Origin of the sequence: Flavobacterium sp. UBA4854 (genome assembly GCF_002399805.1) — a bacterium.
Lineage (GTDB): Bacteria > Bacteroidota > Bacteroidia > Flavobacteriales > Flavobacteriaceae > Flavobacterium > Flavobacterium ginsengisoli.
On sequence record NZ_DHEI01000120.1, the window covers coordinates 16,768 to 35,660 of the forward strand.

Annotated in this window: 22 protein-coding genes and 1 pseudogene; 5 read left to right on the forward strand and 18 right to left on the reverse strand. The window is 31.7% G+C overall.

Annotated features, from left to right (window positions below):
• Positions 1-509 precede the first annotated feature (509 nt).
• Positions 510-1,139 (forward strand): hypothetical protein, encoded by a 630-nt coding sequence (locus B3J44_RS17590; RefSeq protein ID WP_286970011.1) that lies wholly within the window; start codon positions 510-512, stop codon positions 1,137-1,139.
• 365 nt (positions 1,140-1,504) lie between these two features.
• Positions 1,505-1,870: a hypothetical protein gene (locus B3J44_RS17595; RefSeq protein WP_198856603.1), complete on the forward strand. Its 366-nt coding sequence runs from the start codon at positions 1,505-1,507 to the stop codon at positions 1,868-1,870.
• 76 nt (positions 1,871-1,946) lie between these two features.
• Here B3J44_RS17595 and B3J44_RS17600 read toward each other — a convergent pair whose 3' ends face one another.
• The 14 genes from B3J44_RS17600 to B3J44_RS17660 form a co-directional block, all read right to left on the reverse strand.
• Positions 1,947-3,299, reverse strand: coding sequence for a GH1 family beta-glucosidase (locus tag B3J44_RS17600; protein WP_286970014.1), 1,353 nt, complete (start codon positions 3,297-3,299; stop codon positions 1,947-1,949).
• 212 nt (positions 3,300-3,511) lie between these two features.
• Positions 3,512-3,721: a hypothetical protein gene (locus tag B3J44_RS17605; protein ID WP_286970016.1), complete on the reverse strand. Its 210-nt coding sequence runs from the start codon at positions 3,719-3,721 to the stop codon at positions 3,512-3,514.
• A gap of 4 nt (positions 3,722-3,725) precedes the next feature.
• Positions 3,726-4,139: a hypothetical protein gene (locus B3J44_RS17610; RefSeq protein ID WP_286970017.1), complete on the reverse strand. Its 414-nt coding sequence runs from the start codon at positions 4,137-4,139 to the stop codon at positions 3,726-3,728.
• A 166-nt stretch (positions 4,140-4,305) separates the two neighbouring features.
• Positions 4,306-4,587 carry a membrane protein insertion efficiency factor YidD gene (gene yidD / locus B3J44_RS17615; RefSeq protein ID WP_286970018.1) on the reverse strand — a complete coding sequence of 94 codons (282 nt, stop codon included), beginning with the start codon at positions 4,585-4,587 and terminating at the stop codon, positions 4,306-4,308.
• Positions 4,584-4,817 (reverse strand): hypothetical protein, encoded by a 234-nt coding sequence (locus B3J44_RS17620; RefSeq protein ID WP_198856598.1) that lies wholly within the window; start codon positions 4,815-4,817, stop codon positions 4,584-4,586. Before B3J44_RS17620 ends, yidD begins: the two co-directional genes overlap by 4 nt.
• A gap of 181 nt (positions 4,818-4,998) precedes the next feature.
• On the reverse strand, positions 4,999-5,898 hold the full coding sequence (locus B3J44_RS17625) for a hypothetical protein (protein WP_286970020.1): 900 nt from the start codon (positions 5,896-5,898) through the stop codon (positions 4,999-5,001).
• A 5-nt stretch (positions 5,899-5,903) separates the two neighbouring features.
• Positions 5,904-7,172, reverse strand: a complete 1,269-nt coding sequence (locus B3J44_RS17630; protein ID WP_286970021.1) for an ABC transporter permease — start codon at positions 7,170-7,172, stop codon at positions 5,904-5,906.
• 3 nt (positions 7,173-7,175) lie between these two features.
• The gene (locus B3J44_RS17635) at positions 7,176-7,571 is read right to left on the reverse strand and encodes a hypothetical protein (protein ID WP_286970022.1); all 396 of its coding nucleotides are present in this window, start codon (positions 7,569-7,571) and stop codon (positions 7,176-7,178) included.
• A 14-nt stretch (positions 7,572-7,585) separates the two neighbouring features.
• Complete coding sequence (locus B3J44_RS17640) at positions 7,586-7,933, reverse strand: excalibur calcium-binding domain-containing protein (RefSeq protein WP_286970023.1); 348 nt, start codon at positions 7,931-7,933, stop codon at positions 7,586-7,588.
• A gap of 5 nt (positions 7,934-7,938) precedes the next feature.
• Positions 7,939-8,166 (reverse strand): DUF4236 domain-containing protein, encoded by a 228-nt coding sequence (locus tag B3J44_RS24285; RefSeq protein ID WP_198856594.1) that lies wholly within the window; start codon positions 8,164-8,166, stop codon positions 7,939-7,941.
• Positions 8,167-8,258: 92 nt separating this feature from the next.
• Positions 8,259-8,417, reverse strand: coding sequence for a hypothetical protein (locus B3J44_RS17645; RefSeq protein WP_286970024.1), 159 nt, complete (start codon positions 8,415-8,417; stop codon positions 8,259-8,261).
• Positions 8,418-8,559: 142 nt separating this feature from the next.
• Positions 8,560-9,228, reverse strand: a complete 669-nt coding sequence (locus tag B3J44_RS17650) for a response regulator (protein ID WP_286970025.1) — start codon at positions 9,226-9,228, stop codon at positions 8,560-8,562.
• A gap of 5 nt (positions 9,229-9,233) precedes the next feature.
• Entirely contained in the window at positions 9,234-10,688 is a 1,455-nt protein-coding gene (locus B3J44_RS17655; protein WP_349678301.1) for an ATP-binding protein, read from the reverse strand.
• Between the two features lie 294 nt (positions 10,689-10,982).
• Positions 10,983-11,171, reverse strand: a complete 189-nt coding sequence (locus tag B3J44_RS17660) for a hypothetical protein (RefSeq protein WP_198856709.1) — start codon at positions 11,169-11,171, stop codon at positions 10,983-10,985.
• Between the two features lie 380 nt (positions 11,172-11,551).
• On the opposite strand from B3J44_RS17660, the gene B3J44_RS17665 reads away from it, so the two are divergent.
• Positions 11,552-12,559, forward strand: coding sequence for a hypothetical protein (locus B3J44_RS17665; RefSeq protein ID WP_286970028.1), 1,008 nt, complete (start codon positions 11,552-11,554; stop codon positions 12,557-12,559).
• 55 nt (positions 12,560-12,614) lie between these two features.
• On the opposite strand, the gene B3J44_RS17670 is transcribed toward B3J44_RS17665, so the two are convergent.
• Positions 12,615-12,806 carry a hypothetical protein gene (locus B3J44_RS17670; protein WP_286970029.1) on the reverse strand — a complete coding sequence of 64 codons (192 nt, stop codon included), beginning with the start codon at positions 12,804-12,806 and terminating at the stop codon, positions 12,615-12,617.
• 32 nt (positions 12,807-12,838) lie between these two features.
• Positions 12,839-13,033, reverse strand: a complete 195-nt coding sequence (locus B3J44_RS17675; protein WP_286970030.1) for a hypothetical protein — start codon at positions 13,031-13,033, stop codon at positions 12,839-12,841.
• A gap of 189 nt (positions 13,034-13,222) precedes the next feature.
• Here B3J44_RS17675 and B3J44_RS17680 point away from each other — a divergent pair, with 189 nt between their 5' ends.
• Complete coding sequence (locus tag B3J44_RS17680) at positions 13,223-13,639, forward strand: lipocalin family protein (RefSeq protein WP_198856587.1); 417 nt, start codon at positions 13,223-13,225, stop codon at positions 13,637-13,639.
• 86 nt (positions 13,640-13,725) lie between these two features.
• Here B3J44_RS17680 and B3J44_RS17685 read toward each other — a convergent pair whose 3' ends face one another.
• Positions 13,726-17,745, reverse strand: coding sequence for a PAS domain S-box protein (locus tag B3J44_RS17685; RefSeq protein WP_286970031.1), 4,020 nt, complete (start codon positions 17,743-17,745; stop codon positions 13,726-13,728).
• Between the two features lie 12 nt (positions 17,746-17,757).
• On the reverse strand, positions 17,758-18,204 hold the full coding sequence (locus B3J44_RS17690) for a response regulator (RefSeq protein WP_286970033.1): 447 nt from the start codon (positions 18,202-18,204) through the stop codon (positions 17,758-17,760).
• A 501-nt stretch (positions 18,205-18,705) separates the two neighbouring features.
• Here B3J44_RS17690 and B3J44_RS17695 point away from each other — a divergent pair.
• Positions 18,706-18,893: pseudogene (locus B3J44_RS17695) on the forward strand (glycosyltransferase family 2 protein); the annotation flags it as partial.

Below are 18,893 nucleotides of genomic sequence, written 5' to 3' on the forward strand. Positions count from 1 at the left end.
GGAATGCGATACCAAAATTGGTTTTGGGAAGTAGATCGTGTAGACCTGTAAGACGTAATTTATACTTCCCGAATAAACTCGGTCTTACGGTTTTCCACAATGTTAATTAGAACTAGTTTTATATTTTTGTTTTAGTCTGCAGACAAAACTTGAACTAATTTCTGATGCAAAGTAAAGGCACTTTTAGATCACTGTTGACAAGGGATTCCCGGAATTCCTGCGTTTTCCTGAGATTCCCGAGAATTCCCAATAAAACCAAAATAGAAGGCCTTTTTTGGGTTAATTATTATTTAATTTTAATCGAATCTCTATATTATAATAGATGCAATAACTTGTTCAAAAGTTGGTTTGAACGGCAAAAAAAAATATAGAAAAAATATAGAAATTGGAACAGAAATTGAAAGTGCTGAAAAAGCATTTAAATCTAGAATTCGAAAATAAAGGCATATAAAAAGTTTTAGTTAAAAAATGAAAATAGAAAGTCAAAAGAAGTTCCTAAAAGAGGCAAGATGAATAATACATTAGAAGCATATAAAAAGGCGATTAAAATTAAATATGAGATCGAAAAAGAGGGCGAATATTTTGATTTTTTATACAACCCTTCGCGCGGAAAACTCCGCGATTTGTGTTGGCTTATTTTTGAAGATAAACCAACGCAAGACGATTTGAATGTTTTTAGGAATTTATTGTGCTTAGATTTTGATCATACTCAAAAGAATAAGTTTAAGGATCAGAAAGATAAGTTTAGGCCTATTGAAACTTTCTTTAAGGGAGAAACAGATCCGTCAAATATTGATGCGATAAATCTTGCCGCTGTAATAGTCGATTTTCAGCCACGCCCTTTTAAAAAGTTCAATGAAAAATGTAGAATTGAAGAAGCAAAACAAACTAAAAGTGTCGTTAAGAATGTAACGGGCGAAATCGATAATAATGGCATAGAAGAAAAGGTTTTGGTGAAAAATGAACATGAAGAGTCGAAAGAAGTTCCTCAAAAAGGAAATCTTTTATGGAATTTTAGGAATCTATTTTCTAAAAAATTGGCTCAGAAAATATATCCTCGCAAAATAATTACGATTGCGGTTGGAGCAGTTGCTCTAGTTTCTTCGGCCTGCATATACTTGGTGCAGAAAAAAGATTAGAAAAAATCGTTTCGAAATGAAACGAAAAAGCATTTTGAAAAATAAAATGCGTAAAGCGGGAAAAAGAATGGTTTTTTGAAGTGTAATTTTGGTAGTTAAAAAGTCTGTTTTTCGGCATATATTTACTGTTATTTACACTATAAAGATAAGAAAAAAATCCCGTTAAACCTAATAAAAATCAATGAAATAGCACTTTTTTTAGCTAAAAAAGTGTATTTTTTTTGACCTTTTTTAATGGAATAAAAACTAGTTGCAAAGACCGAAAAACTTGCTTTTCTAAGCAATCGAATTGCAATAAAATTATCTATATTTATAAAATTAAAAATAGATTTTGAATCTATTAGTATCAGTTAAAAACATTATTTATGAAAAAGCTTCTCTTACTATTAATCGTTTTATGCACCGTAAGCTGTAAAAAATATGTTGTCTCATTTGAACAGCCAACCGATATGAAATTGGACAATTTAAAACTAGAAGTATTTCTGGATAAAGAGAAAGTTCAAGATATTAATTTAAAAGCAACAGAGGCATTGCCAACTTACGAAACAGTTGGACTATCGACCTCTAGTGAAGGAAAACATTTGCTTCAAGTGAAAGTAAGAGATACAACCTTTAATTTTGAGGTGAAATATCCCGAAGAAAAATATATCATGATGACGACTCATTTAAAAACCAATGGAAAGATTCATGTTGGAATTTTAAAACAGAATTATAAATATAGATTTCGTTAAAAGATAATCTTATCCCAAATAAAAAAGCCTTTCGCAATTAATACGAAAGGTTTTTTCTATTTTTTGAGAATAGGTTTTAAGATAAAAAGTCTTTAAACCACAATCCTGAATTTTTAATAGTACGTTTTTGTGTTTCAAAATCGACATGAATCAACCCAAAGCGGGCATTATATCCTTCAGCCCATTCAAAATTATCGGTTAGAGTCCAGACAAAATAACCATCGACATTTAAACCGTCTTGTTTGGCTTTTAAAATCTGTTCTAAATGATCCTGAATGTAGTGTGTCCGTTTTATATCATGAACTTTTCCATTTTTTACAGTATCCGGAAAAGCGGCGCCATTTTCAGTTACAATGATTTTTCTGATTCCGTCATATTCATTAAACTTTTTAAGAATATGATACATTGCTGGCGGATAAACTTCCCAACCCATATCGGTAGAAATTACATTTCGTTTTTCGGCACTTACTAATTCTGCACCAATATACGGAATCAGCATAGCCGATTTTACAACTTCACGAGTATAACATTGCAAACCAATAAAATCAAAATCGAAATCGAGATTATTTAAATCGTCTTCTAAAATGTAATTATTGAGTTTTTTAAGAACTGGAAGATCTTTCTGCGGATAACCTAATCCTAAAATAGGTTCTATAAAAGTTCGGTTTAATAAAGTATCTACGCGTTTAGCAGCTTCGACATCTTTTGAGTTTTCTGTTGCAGGTTCGATATGCGTGCACGAAAATGTAGTTCCGATATTAGAATCCGAAATTCGCTCTCGAATTATTTTAGCTCCAGCTGCAGTTGCCAAAGTAACATGATGCATGGCTTTTAGGTAATTTGTAATTCCTTTTTTGCCTGGCGCGTGAATACCTAAAAAATAACCTGCTCCCGTAAATACGGAAGGTTCGTTAATGACCATCCAGTTTTTGACACGATCGCCAAAATACTGTACACAGACTTCGACATAATCTTTAAACCACGAAACAGATTCTCGGTTTGTCCAACCTCCTTTTACTTCCAGATCATGTGGTAAATCCCAGTGATAAAGAGTTATCCAAGGTTCGATTCCAGAAGCCAGTAACGAATCTATGATTTTGTTGTAATAATCGATTCCCGCTTGATTGACAGGATGAACACCAGTTGGCATAATTCTGGGCCAGCTGATAGAAAATCTAAAATTAGGAATATTAAGTTCCTTAATTAGATTAATATCGTCCTGATAAGAGTTGTAGAAATCGCAGGCGGTTATGGCATGATGACCGTTTTTAATTTTTCCTTTTTGAGAAGTAAAAACATCCCAGATAGAAGAACCTTTTCCGTCCGAATCATGCGCACCTTCAATTTGGAAAGCGGCAGTTGAGACACCCCACAAGAAATCTTCACCAAATTGGTTTTTATTCAGAAATGAGCTTTCGACTTTATTCATTCAATCGTATTTTCCTTTATAATTAAGTTGTTTATTAATGTAGGAAAGAAGATTGCATTGCTCTCAAGAAAAGCCATTCTTTGAATGATACTAGAAATTTTAGATTAAAAAGTTTCATAACGATTAGTTTTATATCAAATTAATAAAACTAATGTGAATTTATTGTAAAGTGATTATTATCAAATGGTTAAAGTGTGCGAATGGGAAGTTTTTTAATCTTCCCATCCGCAAAGTGTCAATCCTAAACCTTGAGCTTGTTTAAGAGATGTTTTTACAACTCCATGACTACAGGAGCTTAAACCGCGGCAATTTTCTTTATAATGATACTTTTTTGCACCACTAGAACCACAAATAAAAACGTTTGTTTCTATAGGAGAAAAAGAAGTGCAAAAAACAAAAAGTAAGAGTAAAGTATATTTCATTAGTTTATTTGACAATTAGATTGTATTCGTTTCCTTTTTTATCCAGAGCTTTTAGTTTTCCGTGAGAAATCCATTCTGTAGAAATTTCTAGCTCAGGTATACTATCTGTTATTAAAATTCCAGCACCATATTTTCCTTCTGTATTAATGTTTCCAAAAACAGAATCGCCATTAATGTTTACTCCTTTTACATGATAGTTGTACTTATAATGTCCCGGATGTCCAGTTCTGTATTCGTATTTAAATGCAGTATTTACATGATACGTTTTGGCTTCTTCTGCAGTAATAGTTTTGCGGTCGTCTGCTGTAAGAGAACTTTTGTAAAATGAATTTACTTGCGGCAGTGGAGGCGGAGCATCAGCTTTTTTGCAAGAAAAGATAAAAAGTAATAAAAATAGAAGAGAGTAGTTTTTTTGCATAGGCAATGTGGTATTTAGTTAGTTGCGATAAATCTACTTAGAATTATATTTTTTAAAGTGAGTACTTCTACGGGATTTACTTCTGTTTTATGAAGCAATAGAATCTCATTGGATAACACTATTTGATATAATCCTCCAAAGGACTTTTTGGACTCATGTTTTTAATTTAGTCAATTAGTCTATCAGCTATTTCCTCTTTGTCAATTATTAGTAGAGAAGGAAGAACCATTTGAATTTTGTTATCTATTGGATTATGAAAAATTGAAAAATTTCCTCTGCAGTTTTTATATCGAAAATGAAATGCTTTTAAACCTTTTATGAATCCTTCTTTTTGAGTTATTTCAAAGACATAATTTGAACAAGATTTTCTAAAAATGCACTTTCTTCTTTTAGATTGAGGAATTAAAAGCCAGTAGCACCTAATAATTGATAATACTAAAGTTTTCATTTTTTCTGAAAAACAACCATTTGACTATTTGTTGTGTAGCCTGGTTTAGCACCTAATCCAAAACATCCACTATCAGGATGAACAAATGTTGATACGCTTTCCAAACGTACATATTCCCAGCCTTGATTTGTGAAATTTTTTATCAGGTTTTCAAGTTGCTCGGCAACATGATTTGAATTTCCTTTTTTTGGATCGATTGATGCAACGAATGGTACTACTTTGTATTCCATAATTTTTTAGTTTTAATTAGTATTAAATTGATTTGTAATTCAAAAGTAAAACCAAACAGAGTCAGTATTTTATGGAAATCCGTAATAGTAAAGATTTTAAAGAGAAGTTTTCTTAGAGATGGATTTAAACATAAAAAAGAGGACAATGAAGTTCCTCTTTAAAGCATATTGATTTGATGTTTTATTCTTTTTTTAAAATAAAATCTTTAATGATTTTATCCGTATTAGAAGGTAAGTCGGCATTTTTAATTTCGAAATGTTTTATTTTCATTTCAGAAAGCCATTTAGTCCAATAAGCTTTTATTATTTTTTCTTCGAAAGGATTATTTTTGCTTGGATTTATTCCTAAAACTAAGACATCAAGATCAGATAAGTCGGCATTAATTTTAATGAAACCAAAGTTTCCTTTTTCAAATTTTTTCTCCCAACCATTTGTATTTAAGCCATTTTGTTTAATAAGTTGAGGTGTTAAATAACTGGATAAATTACCGTCTTTGATTTGGGTTCCTTCATAAAACATATATCCATCGGTTAAAATAACTAAGATGTTTCTGAAGTTCTTGTCAATACATTGGTCTTTTACTTTGCTGTCGAAAAAATTCCAAATATCTGAGCCAATGTATTTATCATCTTTAATTGCCGATTCATAAATAACAGTAGTTTTTGAGGAATAGTTGTCATTAATAGAATTAAGTAACTCTTTTGAAGCGTTGTCTTTCGTAACAATAATTCTCAAGTCTTTCGAAATGGAATTAATTTCAGCATTCTCAGGTTCGGGATTAAAAAATAATTGCATTTTATCGTCAATCTGTCTCATTCTTTTTGATTTTAAATGCTCAGTGAAAGCCTCAGAAATCGATTTAATATATCCTAAGTCTCGTTGATATATTTCCATTGAAGGATTTGGATTTTTTTTAAGGCTTATTCGATCAGATAAATCAACAAGTATGCTAATATTATAATTTTCTGAAACAGACGTTTTAATAGTGGTTTCTTTTTCTTCTTTTTTAGTTTCTTCTTTGCATGAAAAAACTAAAATTAATAATAAGAATAGAAGTGATTTATGTAAAGTATTTTTCATAGTTATTAATTTTTAGAATATACTAAATGTTGAAAGTCAGGATCAATTAAATTTAATTTTCTCAAATGTTCCTCAGAGTAAAGTTCGCAGCTTTGCAAGAGTTCTTCCTTTTCTTTGTAGGGTAAGGCTAACTCGGTGCCAATTGCCTGAAACCAGCCTTCTTTATATTGATGGTGATAATGAAGATATTCTTTTACAGGAAATACGAAACCATCAATTTTAGACTGCAATTCGGATATTTTTCCGTTTATAGCGACAACTTGTTCTTTAAAACCATTGATTTTATTTAAGTTATCTGCTTTAAGTTTTTCTAGATTAAGTAAGTTTTCTTTTCTACCTCTTATAAAAGCTCTGATTTTATCAATATTTTCAAATTCTTTCATTACAAAATCAAAGACAAGTCCCCAGATAATGTAAACTACAAAGCCAGCAAAAATGATCATCCAGAATTCAGGTTCGCCCAAAGCAATATTTAAATTATATGGAGATGATTCTGTTGTCTTGTTAAATTCGTAGATCTTTTTCTCAATGATATAAGCCAAAAGAGAATCGAATAAAAAGGTAATAGCAAAAAGTGAAACAAGTCTCAATATATTTTTTATCCCTTTTCCTTTTTGAACCATATGAATTACATATCCCAACCCCATAAAGACAAACGGAATTGTGGTAACTAAAACCCCTTCTAGCCAGCTTGCTTTAAATGCATTTGTAAAAGCATCTGCATCGAAAATCGCAGCAGTTAAGCTATCATTTGAAAATTCTTTGAAAAATGCAGAATAAGAAGCCGAAATATAAAAGACCAAAACATATAATGTGATAGGCAAAAGAAGGATAAGTCCAATATAAAATTGTGCTTTAAGCCCCTTTCCTTCTTCAATTCCGTATTTATCAGGATTACGTTTTACTTCAATAATTTCACTTTTTATCTGATCAATACTTTCAGTTATGTCTTGTTCTTTTTTCTCAAAAATGCCAATAGCAGCTTCGGATTTTTTAAGCTCTGTTCTGTTTTTTTCCTGTTCTTCTCTGTATGGTTGTTTTAGTCTATCTTGTTCCATTTTTTGTTTTCGGCACTGATCTTCAAAACTCATATATAAATTTTGTAGGCATGCCTTTAAAACAATTGGTTTTCCTGTAGCTTTTACAGAAGCGGCAAAACCGCTCTGATAATATGTAATTCTAATTTGTTCTCTGTCTTCTTCATTTTCTTCCAAAACTTTGAAGGAAGAATTCTCAGATTTTTTTAAACTAAATAAATGTGTTAGTGGTTTCATAATTTAAGTGTTTAATTGACTAATAATTTCTTCTTTTCCAATATTTTTCTGTACGCAGTCAATGAAGTACTCCGATAAATCATTAATGTTTTCCTCCAGAAAATCAAATTTTCGACAGTATTTTCTCAACATATTTAATTCATCATCTGTAATTTTCCCATCTGCCCAAATAATTCTAGTGAGATCGTATAAATACTCAATTTTGGTATTTAAAGTTTCTGGAACAATAAATTCGGTATGGACTGGGTTTAGAAAAAGCTTGTCAAGTTCTTCTTTTGGAATTCCTCTTTCGTCTGCAAAATGATACAGCATTTGAAGTTCTAATACATCAAATTGATCATCAGATAATGCCATTTGATATAATCTCAAAAAGTGACTTTTTAGTTCTAGTGTTATCATGTTTTTTTGTTTAGTTATTTTAAATGTTCGCAAGCTTTTCCATTTCCATCTCCATCCAAATTTTTGTAGCATTTTTTGTTGCTTTCAAAAGTTTTTTGAGCATCGGCTTGACTTTTAAAATCACCGCAGGTTTTAGTAGGGCAGTTTGAACTTGAATTTGAGCTGGATCCTGAACTAGAACCAGAGGTTATCTCTGTTGAATCTCCTGAATCTGAACAAGAAATTATTGAACTGAAGGCAATAAAAACCAAAACTAAAAACATACATCCGTTATTTTTGTTTGAAAATTTGGATCTGTTATTGGCATAATGTCCTTGAACGTACGTTCCGTCTTTTCTGTAATATCCTTTTCGATATCCCATAATAATTAAAATTTAAGGTTATAGATTAAAAATGCGAGAAGTCCTGTGAAGACAAATAGGACAAGGCATCCGTTATTTTGGTATCGTACTCCAGGAATGCCTGTTTTAGTAGAATATCCATTTTTGTTAAAAGTCCCCATTTTCGTTCTAAAACTTGGCGAGATTCCAGATTTACTTACATTTAATCCGAGACCGCCTCCAAGTTTGATTCTTTTTTGAAATCGAAAGCCCATAGTTTTTAGGTTTAGTTGATTAAAAATTCTCTGACTGTTGAAACTTCTCTCGACCAATCCTTAATTTTAATGTCAATCGAAGTCAGAAATAATTATTTTCTTTTTTTGTAGTGATTATTAGTGCTTGAGTTTTTGTACTTCCCGCCTTTATGAGAACTACCTTTTCCGCCTTTGTAATGACCACTTTGAGCTTCAATACTTCCTCCTAAGACTAAGAAGAATAAGCTAAATAAAATAGCTAATTTTTTCATGTTTTTAATTTTAAATTGATTACTATTCAAAAGTAAAACCAAACAAAACCAGTATTTTACGGAAATCCATAATCCTTAAAATTTAAATTTTGGAAATAAAAAAAAGCTCCCAAAGGAGCTTTATAATTAAAGAAAAAGAAATTTAAATTATTCCCATATCTTTTGTAATCGAAACAAGATGAACTGTATTATTTGCTTTAAAAAAGTCTTTTAGTTTTGCTAATCTTTTTTCCATAGCACTTTTGCTATGTGGTTTTGTATCGCTGTTTTTAAAAATTTCTATAATCTCATCCTGTGATGTTCCATCAGACAAATATTTTAGAATTCTAATATCAATATCATCTATTTCGTAGTTGCCTTTTTCTTGTAGCGCAGAAGCAACTTCGGGCGAAATAAATTTTTGATCAGAAGCCGAAATTATGTTTATAGCTTTTTTGAGATCTTCGATACTATTTCTGCCTTTTAGTACAAAAGCATTAATTTCAGAATCCTCGAAAAGAGATTTTATACGAACACTTTTATCTTCAACAGAGTAAGCGATAATTTTAATGTTAGGCTGCAATTCTCGAACTTTTTGAATCAATTCGTCACCACTGCCGATTTTTACTTCGCGATGATCTTTTTTAAACGAAAGATCACTAATTAATAAATCGTATGGTTCATTATCCTGAATGGCTTTTCTTATTTTTAGTAAAGCATCATCGCAATATTTTGCATGTTGAAAATTGGCAATGTCGAAATCACTCAAAGTTTGTTTTACAGCTAAATTGAATTCTTCAAAATCTTCGGCAATAATTACTTTTTTAAACATAGGTTTTATTTAGGCATTGTTATTTTTACTTTAAAACCTTTATCAGGTTCAGTGTCAAAAGTAATAGTTCCTTTGCTAGACAAAATACGGTTTTCCATATTTTGCAAACCATTTTTTACAATTTTTGATTTTTCGCAACCTTTACCGTTATCTGTATAGTCTATAAAAACTGTTTTTCCGTTACTGTCAAACTTTACAACAACCAATGAAGCTTGACTATGCTTTTTCATATTTACCATTAATTCTTGCAAAACTCTATAAATGGTAACTTTTTTAATTTCGTCGATTAAATCCCAATTTACTTTTTCAATGTTGTTAATGATAATGTTTGTACGTTCATTATTGTAGGTAGAAAGCATTTCTTTTAAATTGAGCGCATAATTTGTTTTAATGTCTATGCTATTATTTTCTCTAGAAATTCCTCTAACTCGCGAATAAATATGATCTAGTTTTTGAATTAGAGTTTCTTTAATGCTTTCATTTTCTAGAGACTGAGTTTGTGTAAAAGTAATGGTGTTGAAAACATCATTTGCCAGCTCATCATGAATATCTTTGGCAATTCTGGTTTCTGTGTCGTAGGCTGTTTTTATTTTTTCAATTCGATTGCGGTTCTCATAAAACTTTCTCAAATAAAGCAATAAGAGAAAAAGCGATGTAATGCCAATTATAAAAAAGATCTTCTGATACTGTGCTTTTTGCAGTGCAAGAGAAGTTTCGGCTTTCTCTAATCGCAGTATTTGGTTTTCGTCTTTCTCCTTTTTAGAATCGTATTTAATTTTGGCAAATTTATTTTTAAAATTGTTTCTAACCTTTATGATGCTGTCATTTATTGCAATATACTTTTTGCCATATTTTACTTCAGATCCATTAGAAATTAGAAAGGTGAGTGCTTTTAAACGTTCATCGACACTATTGAGTTGAGTCGCAATTTTATAAGCTTTTTTTGCTTTTTCATTTGATTTTTGAACATCAGTTTGAGAATAAAATTCTGCGAGATGAAGATAACTTTCTATGCTTCCATATACATCGTCATTCTTTTTTCTTAATTCCAGACTTTCATTCATTAGTACAAGCCCTTTTTCATTTAAGCCTTTTTTATAATAAGCAAATCCAAGATTATCGATTACTCTTGCTTTACTTTTTATAAAATTATCGAATGCTTTTGTTTCTAAAATTCCTTCTAGAATTTTAATAGCCTTATCATATTTTTTCTGTTTAATATAAACAACAGCAATATTGTTGAGAGGAGATTGTTTGTCGATTTGCTCTTGCGAAACTTTTATAGCCTGATTGTAGTAAAAAATAGCATCATCGTAAATAGAAAGTTCTTTATCGGCAATTCCAAAGGAATTATTGATTGCAGACATATAGCTATTGTTAATTTTTGAATAAGGTAGTGCTTCTGTTAAGGTTTCTTTGCTCCCATAATAATCGCCATTTATTTGTTGGATGTTTGCCATCCGAATTAAATTGTAAACAATATTTGTACTGTCTTTATAAAATTCAAAAGCAATTTTTGATTTATTAAAAAGATAAAAAGCATTGTTGTAGTTGCTCTTTAGAAACTGATCTGTCGCTTTTTCTTGTAGAAGTTTTGCCTCTTTTTTTGATTTCTCAGGTTTAATTAATGTGCTTGTTTTCTCCTCACAAGAAATGAAAAGGAGAAAAATAAAGAAACAAAAAAACGGGGATCGTAACATAAATCGTACTTTCCCCGAATTTAGCAATTTATTGAAAACAACAAATTTTATTTGTTATTTTTTTGGTGGTGTAATATTAGTTTGATCATCACCTGGGCCATCGGGCTCACTTGCTTGTCCCTCTGTCGGAATTTCTTTTTTTATTTCAGTTTTTTGTTCTGAAGATTCTAATTCATCAGCAGAGCAAGAGAATAATGTAGTTGACAATAGCGCGCACGCTCCCCATAAGTATAATGTTTTCATTTTTTTAAAATTTAAAAGTTGAACAAGGGGTATTGCTTCCTGAAATCTTTTTCCAGGTTGGTTTTAAATGGCAATACCAAATTTTGTTTGGGAAGTGAAGTGTGTAGAACAGTAAGATTTTCATCTATACTTCCCGGAATAAAATCCGTCTTACGGTTTTCCACACTTGGTACATGAACTAGTTTTGTACATTTGCTTTTGACCTGCAGATCAAAGCGATAACTAATTTTGTTGAGGCAAATTAACAACAGTTTTGAGCCTGTATTGACCAGAAAGTCAGGAAAGTCGAATGTTTTTCTTGAAAGTCAGAAGAAGTTCCAGAAAGTCACAAAAAGTTGAGTAAAGTACTTTAGATAAAGTTTTAAAAAGTTCAAATGCCTATGCCAACCATTACTTTTGAAGATTATAAAAAAGCTATTAAAGCTAAATATGAAGAAGAAAAAAATGGAGAATATTCTAATAATCTGAATTCTCCAACATCAGCAAATCTTAGAAATTTGTGCGTCAAAAGATTTGATGCAAATAGTAATAAAGATGACTTAATTGCTTTTAAATCTTTTTTTGATTTTCCATTTGATAAGGATAAGAAAAATCAGTTTGGAGAAGATGAACTGAATAAATTAGAAGCAGTTAAGCGTTTTCTTTTAGGTAAAACAGAGAATCCCGCTGAAGACACTATTCAACTGGCTGCAATATTGGTAGATCTTCGACCAAGACCTTTTAACGAGTATAGAAAACAACTTGATGAGGACGAAAAAAGATTAATTGAAGTGTTAAGGGATACTGGAACTTCTGAAAATGAAACTTTTTCTAACGCTTTAATTGATGAGATAGAAATCGAAAATTCTCCTAGTTTAAAAAATGATGAGGTAGAAAAAGATAAAAATGAAGAAGTAAAGCAAAATAAGGCGGAAGAAGTAGAACAAGGTGAAAATAAGAGATGGGAAACAACTCCAATAGGGATATCAGATATTTCAACTCCCATTAAGATTGGAGGGAAAGATGTGGGAAAATCTGGAATAAAAAAATATTTTGTAATTGCAGCTTTTCTTGTTGTATTAAGTATAATCATTTACTTAAGCATGTCACAAAAAGATTGCATGCAATGGACAAACAATCATTATGAAAAAATAACAAGATCTGAGGATAGCTATTGTGATACTTACTATGATGCTAGATATTTTAATTTAAAAAAGATTGAAGTATGTGATACCACTAAGTTTTTTGATGATAATGGTAGGGCAAAGGTTTGGTATATTAAGATTGGAAATTCTGTAGAATGCTATAATCAATTTGCTCCTTATCCAGAAAACACACAGAGATTCTTGAAACCAATTACACAGCGTATGATTGATAAGTATCTATCAAATAGACCAAGATGCAAGTAATAAAAAAAGAAAGGAAGTACATTCTAGGTACTTCCTTTAAAATTGCATTATAAAATTAATTATCTTCTGGTGGCGGCGGAGGCGGCGGAATAGTGCCATCGCCAGGACCATCTGCTTGGGCTTCTGTTATAGGTTTTTCTTTTGCAACTTTAGTTTTTGCGCTTGTTGTTTCTGTGTCATCAGCAGTGCAAGAATGAGTTGCAAAACTTAACAATACAATACCACTGAATAAAAGTAGTTTTTTCAATTTTAAATAAATTTAGGTTAGACAACTGTAATTTAAGGTTTTTTAGGTGGTGGAGGCACAGTAATAGGATCATCATCCGGTCCTATATTTGCTTTTGCATTATCCACAGACAAAGTATTTTTTTTGATTTCTGTTTTAGATTCGCTTGTTTGACTATCATCCGCAGTGCACGAGTACGTTGCAAAACTTAATAGAGCAAAAACGCTAAATAGTAATAGTTTTTTCATTTTATAAATTAATAGGTTGTTAATATTTATCTAAAATACATTAATTATTAGTCAGTGTAATAGAAAAGTGAGCATTGTTTAAAAAATGCGATTTATGTAATATATTCCTAAAATCATGAAATTTTTTGTAGGTTTTTACTTTTAATTTAGCATTATTGAATTAAATTAATAAAAAACAAACAAACAAACATGAAAAATAGAAACATATTATTCGTATTAGCCTTAGGCGCGGGAATGTTCGTTACTTCTTGTAGTAATGACGATAATGATGGAGAAACAATAATTCCACTTCAAGGGAAGTATAGTCTAAGCCAAACTGGGACAATTGTTGATGGAAAAGAAGTGTTAATTGATGCACCTCAGAATGCAGCAGGATGTAATAAAGATTATTTGGATCTAAGATTAAGTAACGCAGCGGTTATTGGTGATTATAACGGTTCTGATTGTGCTCTTACAGAAACTACTGGTACTTATGTAAGATCTCATAACGATTTGACTATTACGGTTGGAAACATTAGTTCAACTAGTGATATCATGAACCTTACTAACAAAGAGCTTAAAATTAAAGATAAAACAACTGGTGTAATTACTGTTTATACTAGATAAGAATTTGTTTTGAGATAATTTCAATTCGTTTTGAAATGGAAAAAGGAAACTCCTTAATTGAAGTTTCCTTTTTTTATGAAATAAATTTAATTTACAGGAATGTAAATATCAAAAGAAGCTCCTTCGTTGTGAATGCCAGAAGCAGTAATGACTCCGTTGTGGTTTTCTACAATTTTTTTCACAATTGCGAGTCCGATTCCGGTGCCATTGTAGCGATCTCTGCCATGTAGACGCTGAAATACTTCGAATATCTTTTTGTTGTATTGGGCTTCAAAACCAATTCCGTTATCCGAAACTTCTATATGGCAATATTTTTTTGCTTCAATCAGTTTTTCTTCCCCTAGATCTTGGCCTAATGCTATTTTGCTTGTGATTCTAATTATAATCGGAATATCAGGATTTGAAAATTTTAGCGAATTACTAATCAAATTATAAAGCAATTGTTTAAACTGGAACGGAATAATATCAACTTCAGAAGTATGTCCGATTTCAATTATGGCGCTTTTTTGTTCTAATTCTTCGGTTAAATCTTCTTTTACTTCTCTAATAATTTGGCTGAGGTCTGTTTTTATAAAAACTCGTTCTTGACTATTTGTTCTAGAATAGGCCAATAAATCATTAATTAAAGTCTGCATTCGCTGTGCAGCATTTTGCATTCGTTTAAATTTATCTTTTCCGTTTTCTGATAAATTTTCAGATTCTTTATCAATAATCTGCGAAGCAAAAGTCTGTATTTTTCGAAGTGGTTCCTGCAAATCATGACTCGAAATATAAGCAAATGACTGAAGCTCTTTGTTCATTTCTTCTAGTTCATTGTTTTTTTGCTCTAGTTCTAGTGCGTTCATTTTTAATTTATCATCAGCTTTTTTTCTTTCGGTTAAATCATGCGTTACTTTAGAAAAACCAATAACATCGCCTTTTTTATTATGAACCGCGGTAATAACTACGCTTGCCCAAAATAAACTTCCGTTTTTGCGTGCACGCCAGCCTTCGTGAATTACTTTTCCTTTTTCTCTTGCCAATTCTAAAAGTTCTTCAGGCAATTTATGTTTTTGATCTTCGGCAGTATAAAAGACACCAAAATATTTTCCGATAATTTCGTCTGCTTTATAGCCTTTAATCTTTTCGGCTCCAACATTCCAATTTTCTACAATACCTTTTGAATTTAAGTATAGAATGGAATATTCTTGAACTTCTTCGACCATCAAATGATAACGCTCTTCACTTTTTCGAAGCGATTCGTTAATCTGAATTAGCTCTCTAGTTCTCGCTGTAACTTGTTGTTCAAGTTCATGAGTAAAAGCTTTTTCGGTATGAATATCGGTAAAAGCGCCGACCCATTTTATGATTTTATTGTCGAGTCCAAAAACAGGTTCTCCAATAACGGTATGCCATCTGTAAGATCCATCTTTTCTACGCATTCTCACATCGCAGCGATACATTTCGCCGGTTGCGAGTGCATGTTGCCAGATTTTTACATTTTCTTCAAAATCATCTGGATGAATCATTTTTTGCCAAGAACCTTCAATTCCAGGTTCGACTCCGGTATATTCTAGCCATTTCCCAGAGGTGAAAAGAGCTTTTCCTTCAGCATCAGTTTCCCAGATTAACTGCGGAATGCTTTCTGTAAGTAAACGGAATCTTTTCTCGCTTTCTTCAATTTTTTTTCTGGCTTCGACTTTTTCGGTAACATCAATAAGCGTCATTCTAATTCCAGAAATCGAATTATCGCTTTCGCGGAGTGGTGCAAATTCAAAATCTACATAGTATTGATCACCGCCGTTTTCATTATCAATAAAAAGCAAAGATTCAGATTCAGAATAGACATTTCCAGATTCGTAAACTTGTTTTAGTAACTGTGCGTATTTCTGATTGTTAAGTTCCGGGAATATCTCTAATAGTTTTTTTCCTTGAACTTCACTTTCTTCTTTTTTCCAAATATTATTCAAAAGCACAAAATTGGCCATTTCGATCACAAAATCATTTCCGCGCAAAATGGCTTTTGGAACAGGCGATTGCATAATAAGATTTCGCAGTTTCTTTTCGCTTTCTTCTATTTTCTGGTTGTATTTTTTTTCTTCGGTAATGTCCCGAATAGTTCCTATTAATTTTGATGGATCATTATTTTCATCATAAAAAACTTTTCCTTTTGCCTCAACCCAATGAATCGATTGATCTTTCCAAATTACACGAGCTTCGTAATTTAAAAAACCTGATTTTAAAGCTTCTTTAAATCCTTCATTTCTAACATGCACATCATCAGGATGAAGATGCGCCAATAATTCTTGATGAGTTAGCAAAGATTCTTCGGTATAGCCGTGAATAATTTCCAGATATCTTTCAGAATAGGTGAGATGTACTGTTTTTACATTAAGTTCCCAAGTTCCCAATTCGCTGGCTTCAACAACAATTTTAAGACGATCTTCGTTAAGTTCGATTTTTTTTCTAGCTTCAACTTTTTCGCTTACTTCGGTAACGGTTACCAAAATTCCTGAAATTGTTCCGTTTTCTTCTTTCAGCGGATGATAAAGAAAATCAAAATAAGAAGTTTCGATTTTGCCATATCGGTTTAAAGGTACAGGAACTTCAATTCCGTGAAACGGAACTCCAGTATTCAAAACATTGTCTAGTAAAGCGCTAACAGTTTCTTTTACTTCTGGAAGCGACTCATACAAAGGTCTTCCAACAAAAGATTCTTCTGTTCGATCAACAATTTTGAGATAAGCTTCGTTAGCCATTTCGACCACATATTCAGGGCCACGTAAAATAGTAATACCAACGGGTGCTTGTCTTACTGTATTACGAAACCTTTTATCGCTTTCTTCTATTTTTTGTTTGGCTATATACAAATCTGTAATTTCTACAGCGGTATTCATTACGCCATAAATTTTACCATTTAAATCGTATAAAGGCGTAAAACTGTAATTGAAATAAAAAGATTGCAACTTATCATCGATGACAATATCGATACGCGAATTTCTAGAATGAAAAGACAGGCCAGTTTCAAAAACCGATTCTACTTGTTCAAAAACCGATTGATTTTTTAGTTCTGGAAGAATTTCTCGATATGTTTTTCCGATTACATCTGGGCCTTTACCCCAAATTTTTATAATAGATTCATTTGCTAGTTCAATGCGCATTTCTTTTCCTACATAAACCGCAATCGGAAAAGGTGCATTTTCTACCAGCTGTCTTATTTTTTGTTCGCTTTCTTCAACTCTTGAACGTGCCAAAACCTGAGCAGTAACTTCTGTTGCAATTGCTGCAATGCCAGAAATAGTACCATCTTTTTCGCGCAAAGCTTCATAAACAAAATTAATATAGGTATTTTCAGTTTGTCCGTTTCGGTTTAGTTGGACAAAAAGTTCATCTGTGGTAATCTTTTTCCCGTCTCTAAAAACGCTGTGAAGAATTTCATCAAAACCTTGTTTTTTCAATCCTGGCAGAACTTCAAAAATAGGTTTGTTAATTATATTTTCGGCTTTTGTATCCCAAAGTTGCAACATTTGGTCGTTGGCAATTTCAACAACATGATTTTCGCCTCTAAAAATGCACATTGCTACTGGCGCCTGCATAATATTATTGACAAATCGCACATTACTTTCCTGTAGTGCATCTGCAACAATTTTCTTTTCGGTGGTTTCTATAACCGTTACCAAAATGCCGCCAATAGAACCATCTTCGATTCTTATCGGACTGTACGAAAAGTCAAAATAGCAATCTTCTATGTAGCCATTTCGATGCAGCGGAACTTTAAAATCAGGAAAACTTACTGCATGTCCTTTCATTACATCTGCAAACATAGGACCTATAGTATCCCAAATTTCGCTGAATGTTTCCCGTGAACTTATGCCTAATGCTTCTGGATGTTTAGAAACGCCAAGAATAGGGCGAAAAGCATCATTATACAATTGCGTATAATTTTCCCCCCAAGCAATGTACATTCCAAACGGATTGCCCAGGATCATTGCTGTCATTGTTTTTAAACTTTGTGGCCAATTTTCAGGATTTCCCAAAGAGGTTTTGCTCCAATCTGCAGAACGAATTAAATTCCCCATTTCACCTTCTTGAGAAAGAAAATAAAGTTCCTTGTGTTTGCGGTTCATTTCCTGAGAAGATTAAGGTTGCAATATGAAATTGGCTCTTTCGGGCTGTTTAAAATTATTTTCGGATGCAATGGTAAGTGCTTTTTCTATTACATTTTTAAGTTTAGAAAATTCACCTGGTTTTCTAATATAAAAGGAAGCGTCTTTTTGGTATAATTTGTCAACTATTTCGCCGTCTAACGAAGTAGAGAAAATAATAATTGGCAGTGCTTTTAATTTTTCGTCGTTTTTAATTTCATCTAAACATTCCAAACCATTTTTTCTAGGCATATTTAAGTCCAGAAAAAGAACATCGGGAAGATTTGAAATATTAGTTTTTAAATAATTCATCAATTGCACACCATCGTGTACCATTGATAGTGTAGTGCCGACTGTTATTTCATCGAGAGCTTCTTTAAAGAAAAGGCAGTCATCTTCGTCGTCATCAGCCAATAAAAGATAATAATGCTCTTTATTCATTTTTTGTTCTCCTTAATTTAGGGTTAAGTTTTGTTTCGATAAATTTAACTTTTTTAAGTAAGACTTCTAGTTTTTTTATGAAGAATGTTTTTTAAAAGAATAAAAAAGCAATAAATTATCATTGATTTCTTTCTCTAATGCAATTTTAATTTAATAATTGCGTTTTATTAATTCTTTGCAGCTTTTTATTTAAATGCTTGCTTTTTGAGATTCATATTTCTTTACCAAATAGAAGAAACTAAATACTGTAAAACCTTTTAGAATCTCACTTATTTCATTCCCAAAATCACGATTTTAGTGTATACCGTATCCAAAAAGTGTAAAATAATTACACACTCTTTTTTGTTCTTGTTTTTCTAAATGGCTCTGTACCAGTTTAAAATCGTATTGGCATGCCGCTTGTAAATTGTGTTAGTGTCAAAATCTCTAATGTGTCCGTTTTTGAAAGGAAGAAGATTTTGCTAAAAGCCAAATTAAGAAAATTAAAAAAGGAGTATAAGCATGAAAAGCGAAACAATTATCTCAGAACAATTTTATGCGAACGGCAGTTCAGCTATCAGCGAAAAAACATTAAACGGTTCTTTTTTCAGAACCAACGAAAAATCACAAAAAGTGCATGTAGAAAGACCGACAAGTCCTTTTGGATTAGCGATTCTTATTGCTACTTTCTTATTACTAATTGCAGGGGC

Bases quoted from the DNA above. Each gene is read 5' to 3' on its own strand.
- B3J44_RS17590 (WP_286970011.1), top strand. From the start codon at position 510: ATGAATAATACATTAGAAGCATATAAAAAGGCGATTAAAATTAAATAT.
- B3J44_RS17595 (WP_198856603.1), top strand. From the start codon at position 1,505: ATGAAAAAGCTTCTCTTACTATTAATCGTTTTATGCACCGTAAGCTGT.
- B3J44_RS17600 (WP_286970014.1), bottom strand. From the start codon at position 3,299: ATGAATAAAGTCGAAAGCTCATTTCTGAATAAAAACCAATTTGGTGAA.
- B3J44_RS17605 (WP_286970016.1), bottom strand. From the start codon at position 3,721: ATGAAATATACTTTACTCTTACTTTTTGTTTTTTGCACTTCTTTTTCT.
- B3J44_RS17610 (WP_286970017.1), bottom strand. From the start codon at position 4,139: ATGCAAAAAAACTACTCTCTTCTATTTTTATTACTTTTTATCTTTTCT.
- yidD (WP_286970018.1), bottom strand. From the start codon at position 4,587: ATGAAAACTTTAGTATTATCAATTATTAGGTGCTACTGGCTTTTAATT.
- B3J44_RS17620 (WP_198856598.1), bottom strand. From the start codon at position 4,817: ATGGAATACAAAGTAGTACCATTCGTTGCATCAATCGATCCAAAAAAA.
- B3J44_RS17625 (WP_286970020.1), bottom strand. From the start codon at position 5,898: ATGAAAAATACTTTACATAAATCACTTCTATTCTTATTATTAATTTTA.
- B3J44_RS17630 (WP_286970021.1), bottom strand. From the start codon at position 7,172: ATGAAACCACTAACACATTTATTTAGTTTAAAAAAATCTGAGAATTCT.
- B3J44_RS17635 (WP_286970022.1), bottom strand. From the start codon at position 7,571: ATGATAACACTAGAACTAAAAAGTCACTTTTTGAGATTATATCAAATG.
- B3J44_RS17640 (WP_286970023.1), bottom strand. From the start codon at position 7,933: ATGGGATATCGAAAAGGATATTACAGAAAAGACGGAACGTACGTTCAA.
- B3J44_RS24285 (WP_198856594.1), bottom strand. From the start codon at position 8,166: ATGGGCTTTCGATTTCAAAAAAGAATCAAACTTGGAGGCGGTCTCGGA.
- B3J44_RS17645 (WP_286970024.1), bottom strand. From the start codon at position 8,417: ATGAAAAAATTAGCTATTTTATTTAGCTTATTCTTCTTAGTCTTAGGA.
- B3J44_RS17650 (WP_286970025.1), bottom strand. From the start codon at position 9,228: ATGTTTAAAAAAGTAATTATTGCCGAAGATTTTGAAGAATTCAATTTA.
- B3J44_RS17655 (WP_349678301.1), bottom strand. From the start codon at position 10,688: ATGGCAAACATCCAACAAATAAATGGCGATTATTATGGGAGCAAAGAA.
- B3J44_RS17660 (WP_198856709.1), bottom strand. From the start codon at position 11,171: ATGAAAACATTATACTTATGGGGAGCGTGCGCGCTATTGTCAACTACA.
- B3J44_RS17665 (WP_286970028.1), top strand. From the start codon at position 11,552: ATGCCAACCATTACTTTTGAAGATTATAAAAAAGCTATTAAAGCTAAA.
- B3J44_RS17675 (WP_286970030.1), bottom strand. From the start codon at position 13,033: ATGAAAAAACTATTACTATTTAGCGTTTTTGCTCTATTAAGTTTTGCA.
- B3J44_RS17680 (WP_198856587.1), top strand. From the start codon at position 13,223: ATGAAAAATAGAAACATATTATTCGTATTAGCCTTAGGCGCGGGAATG.
- B3J44_RS17685 (WP_286970031.1), bottom strand. From the start codon at position 17,745: ATGAACCGCAAACACAAGGAACTTTATTTTCTTTCTCAAGAAGGTGAA.
- B3J44_RS17690 (WP_286970033.1), bottom strand. From the start codon at position 18,204: ATGAATAAAGAGCATTATTATCTTTTATTGGCTGATGACGACGAAGAT.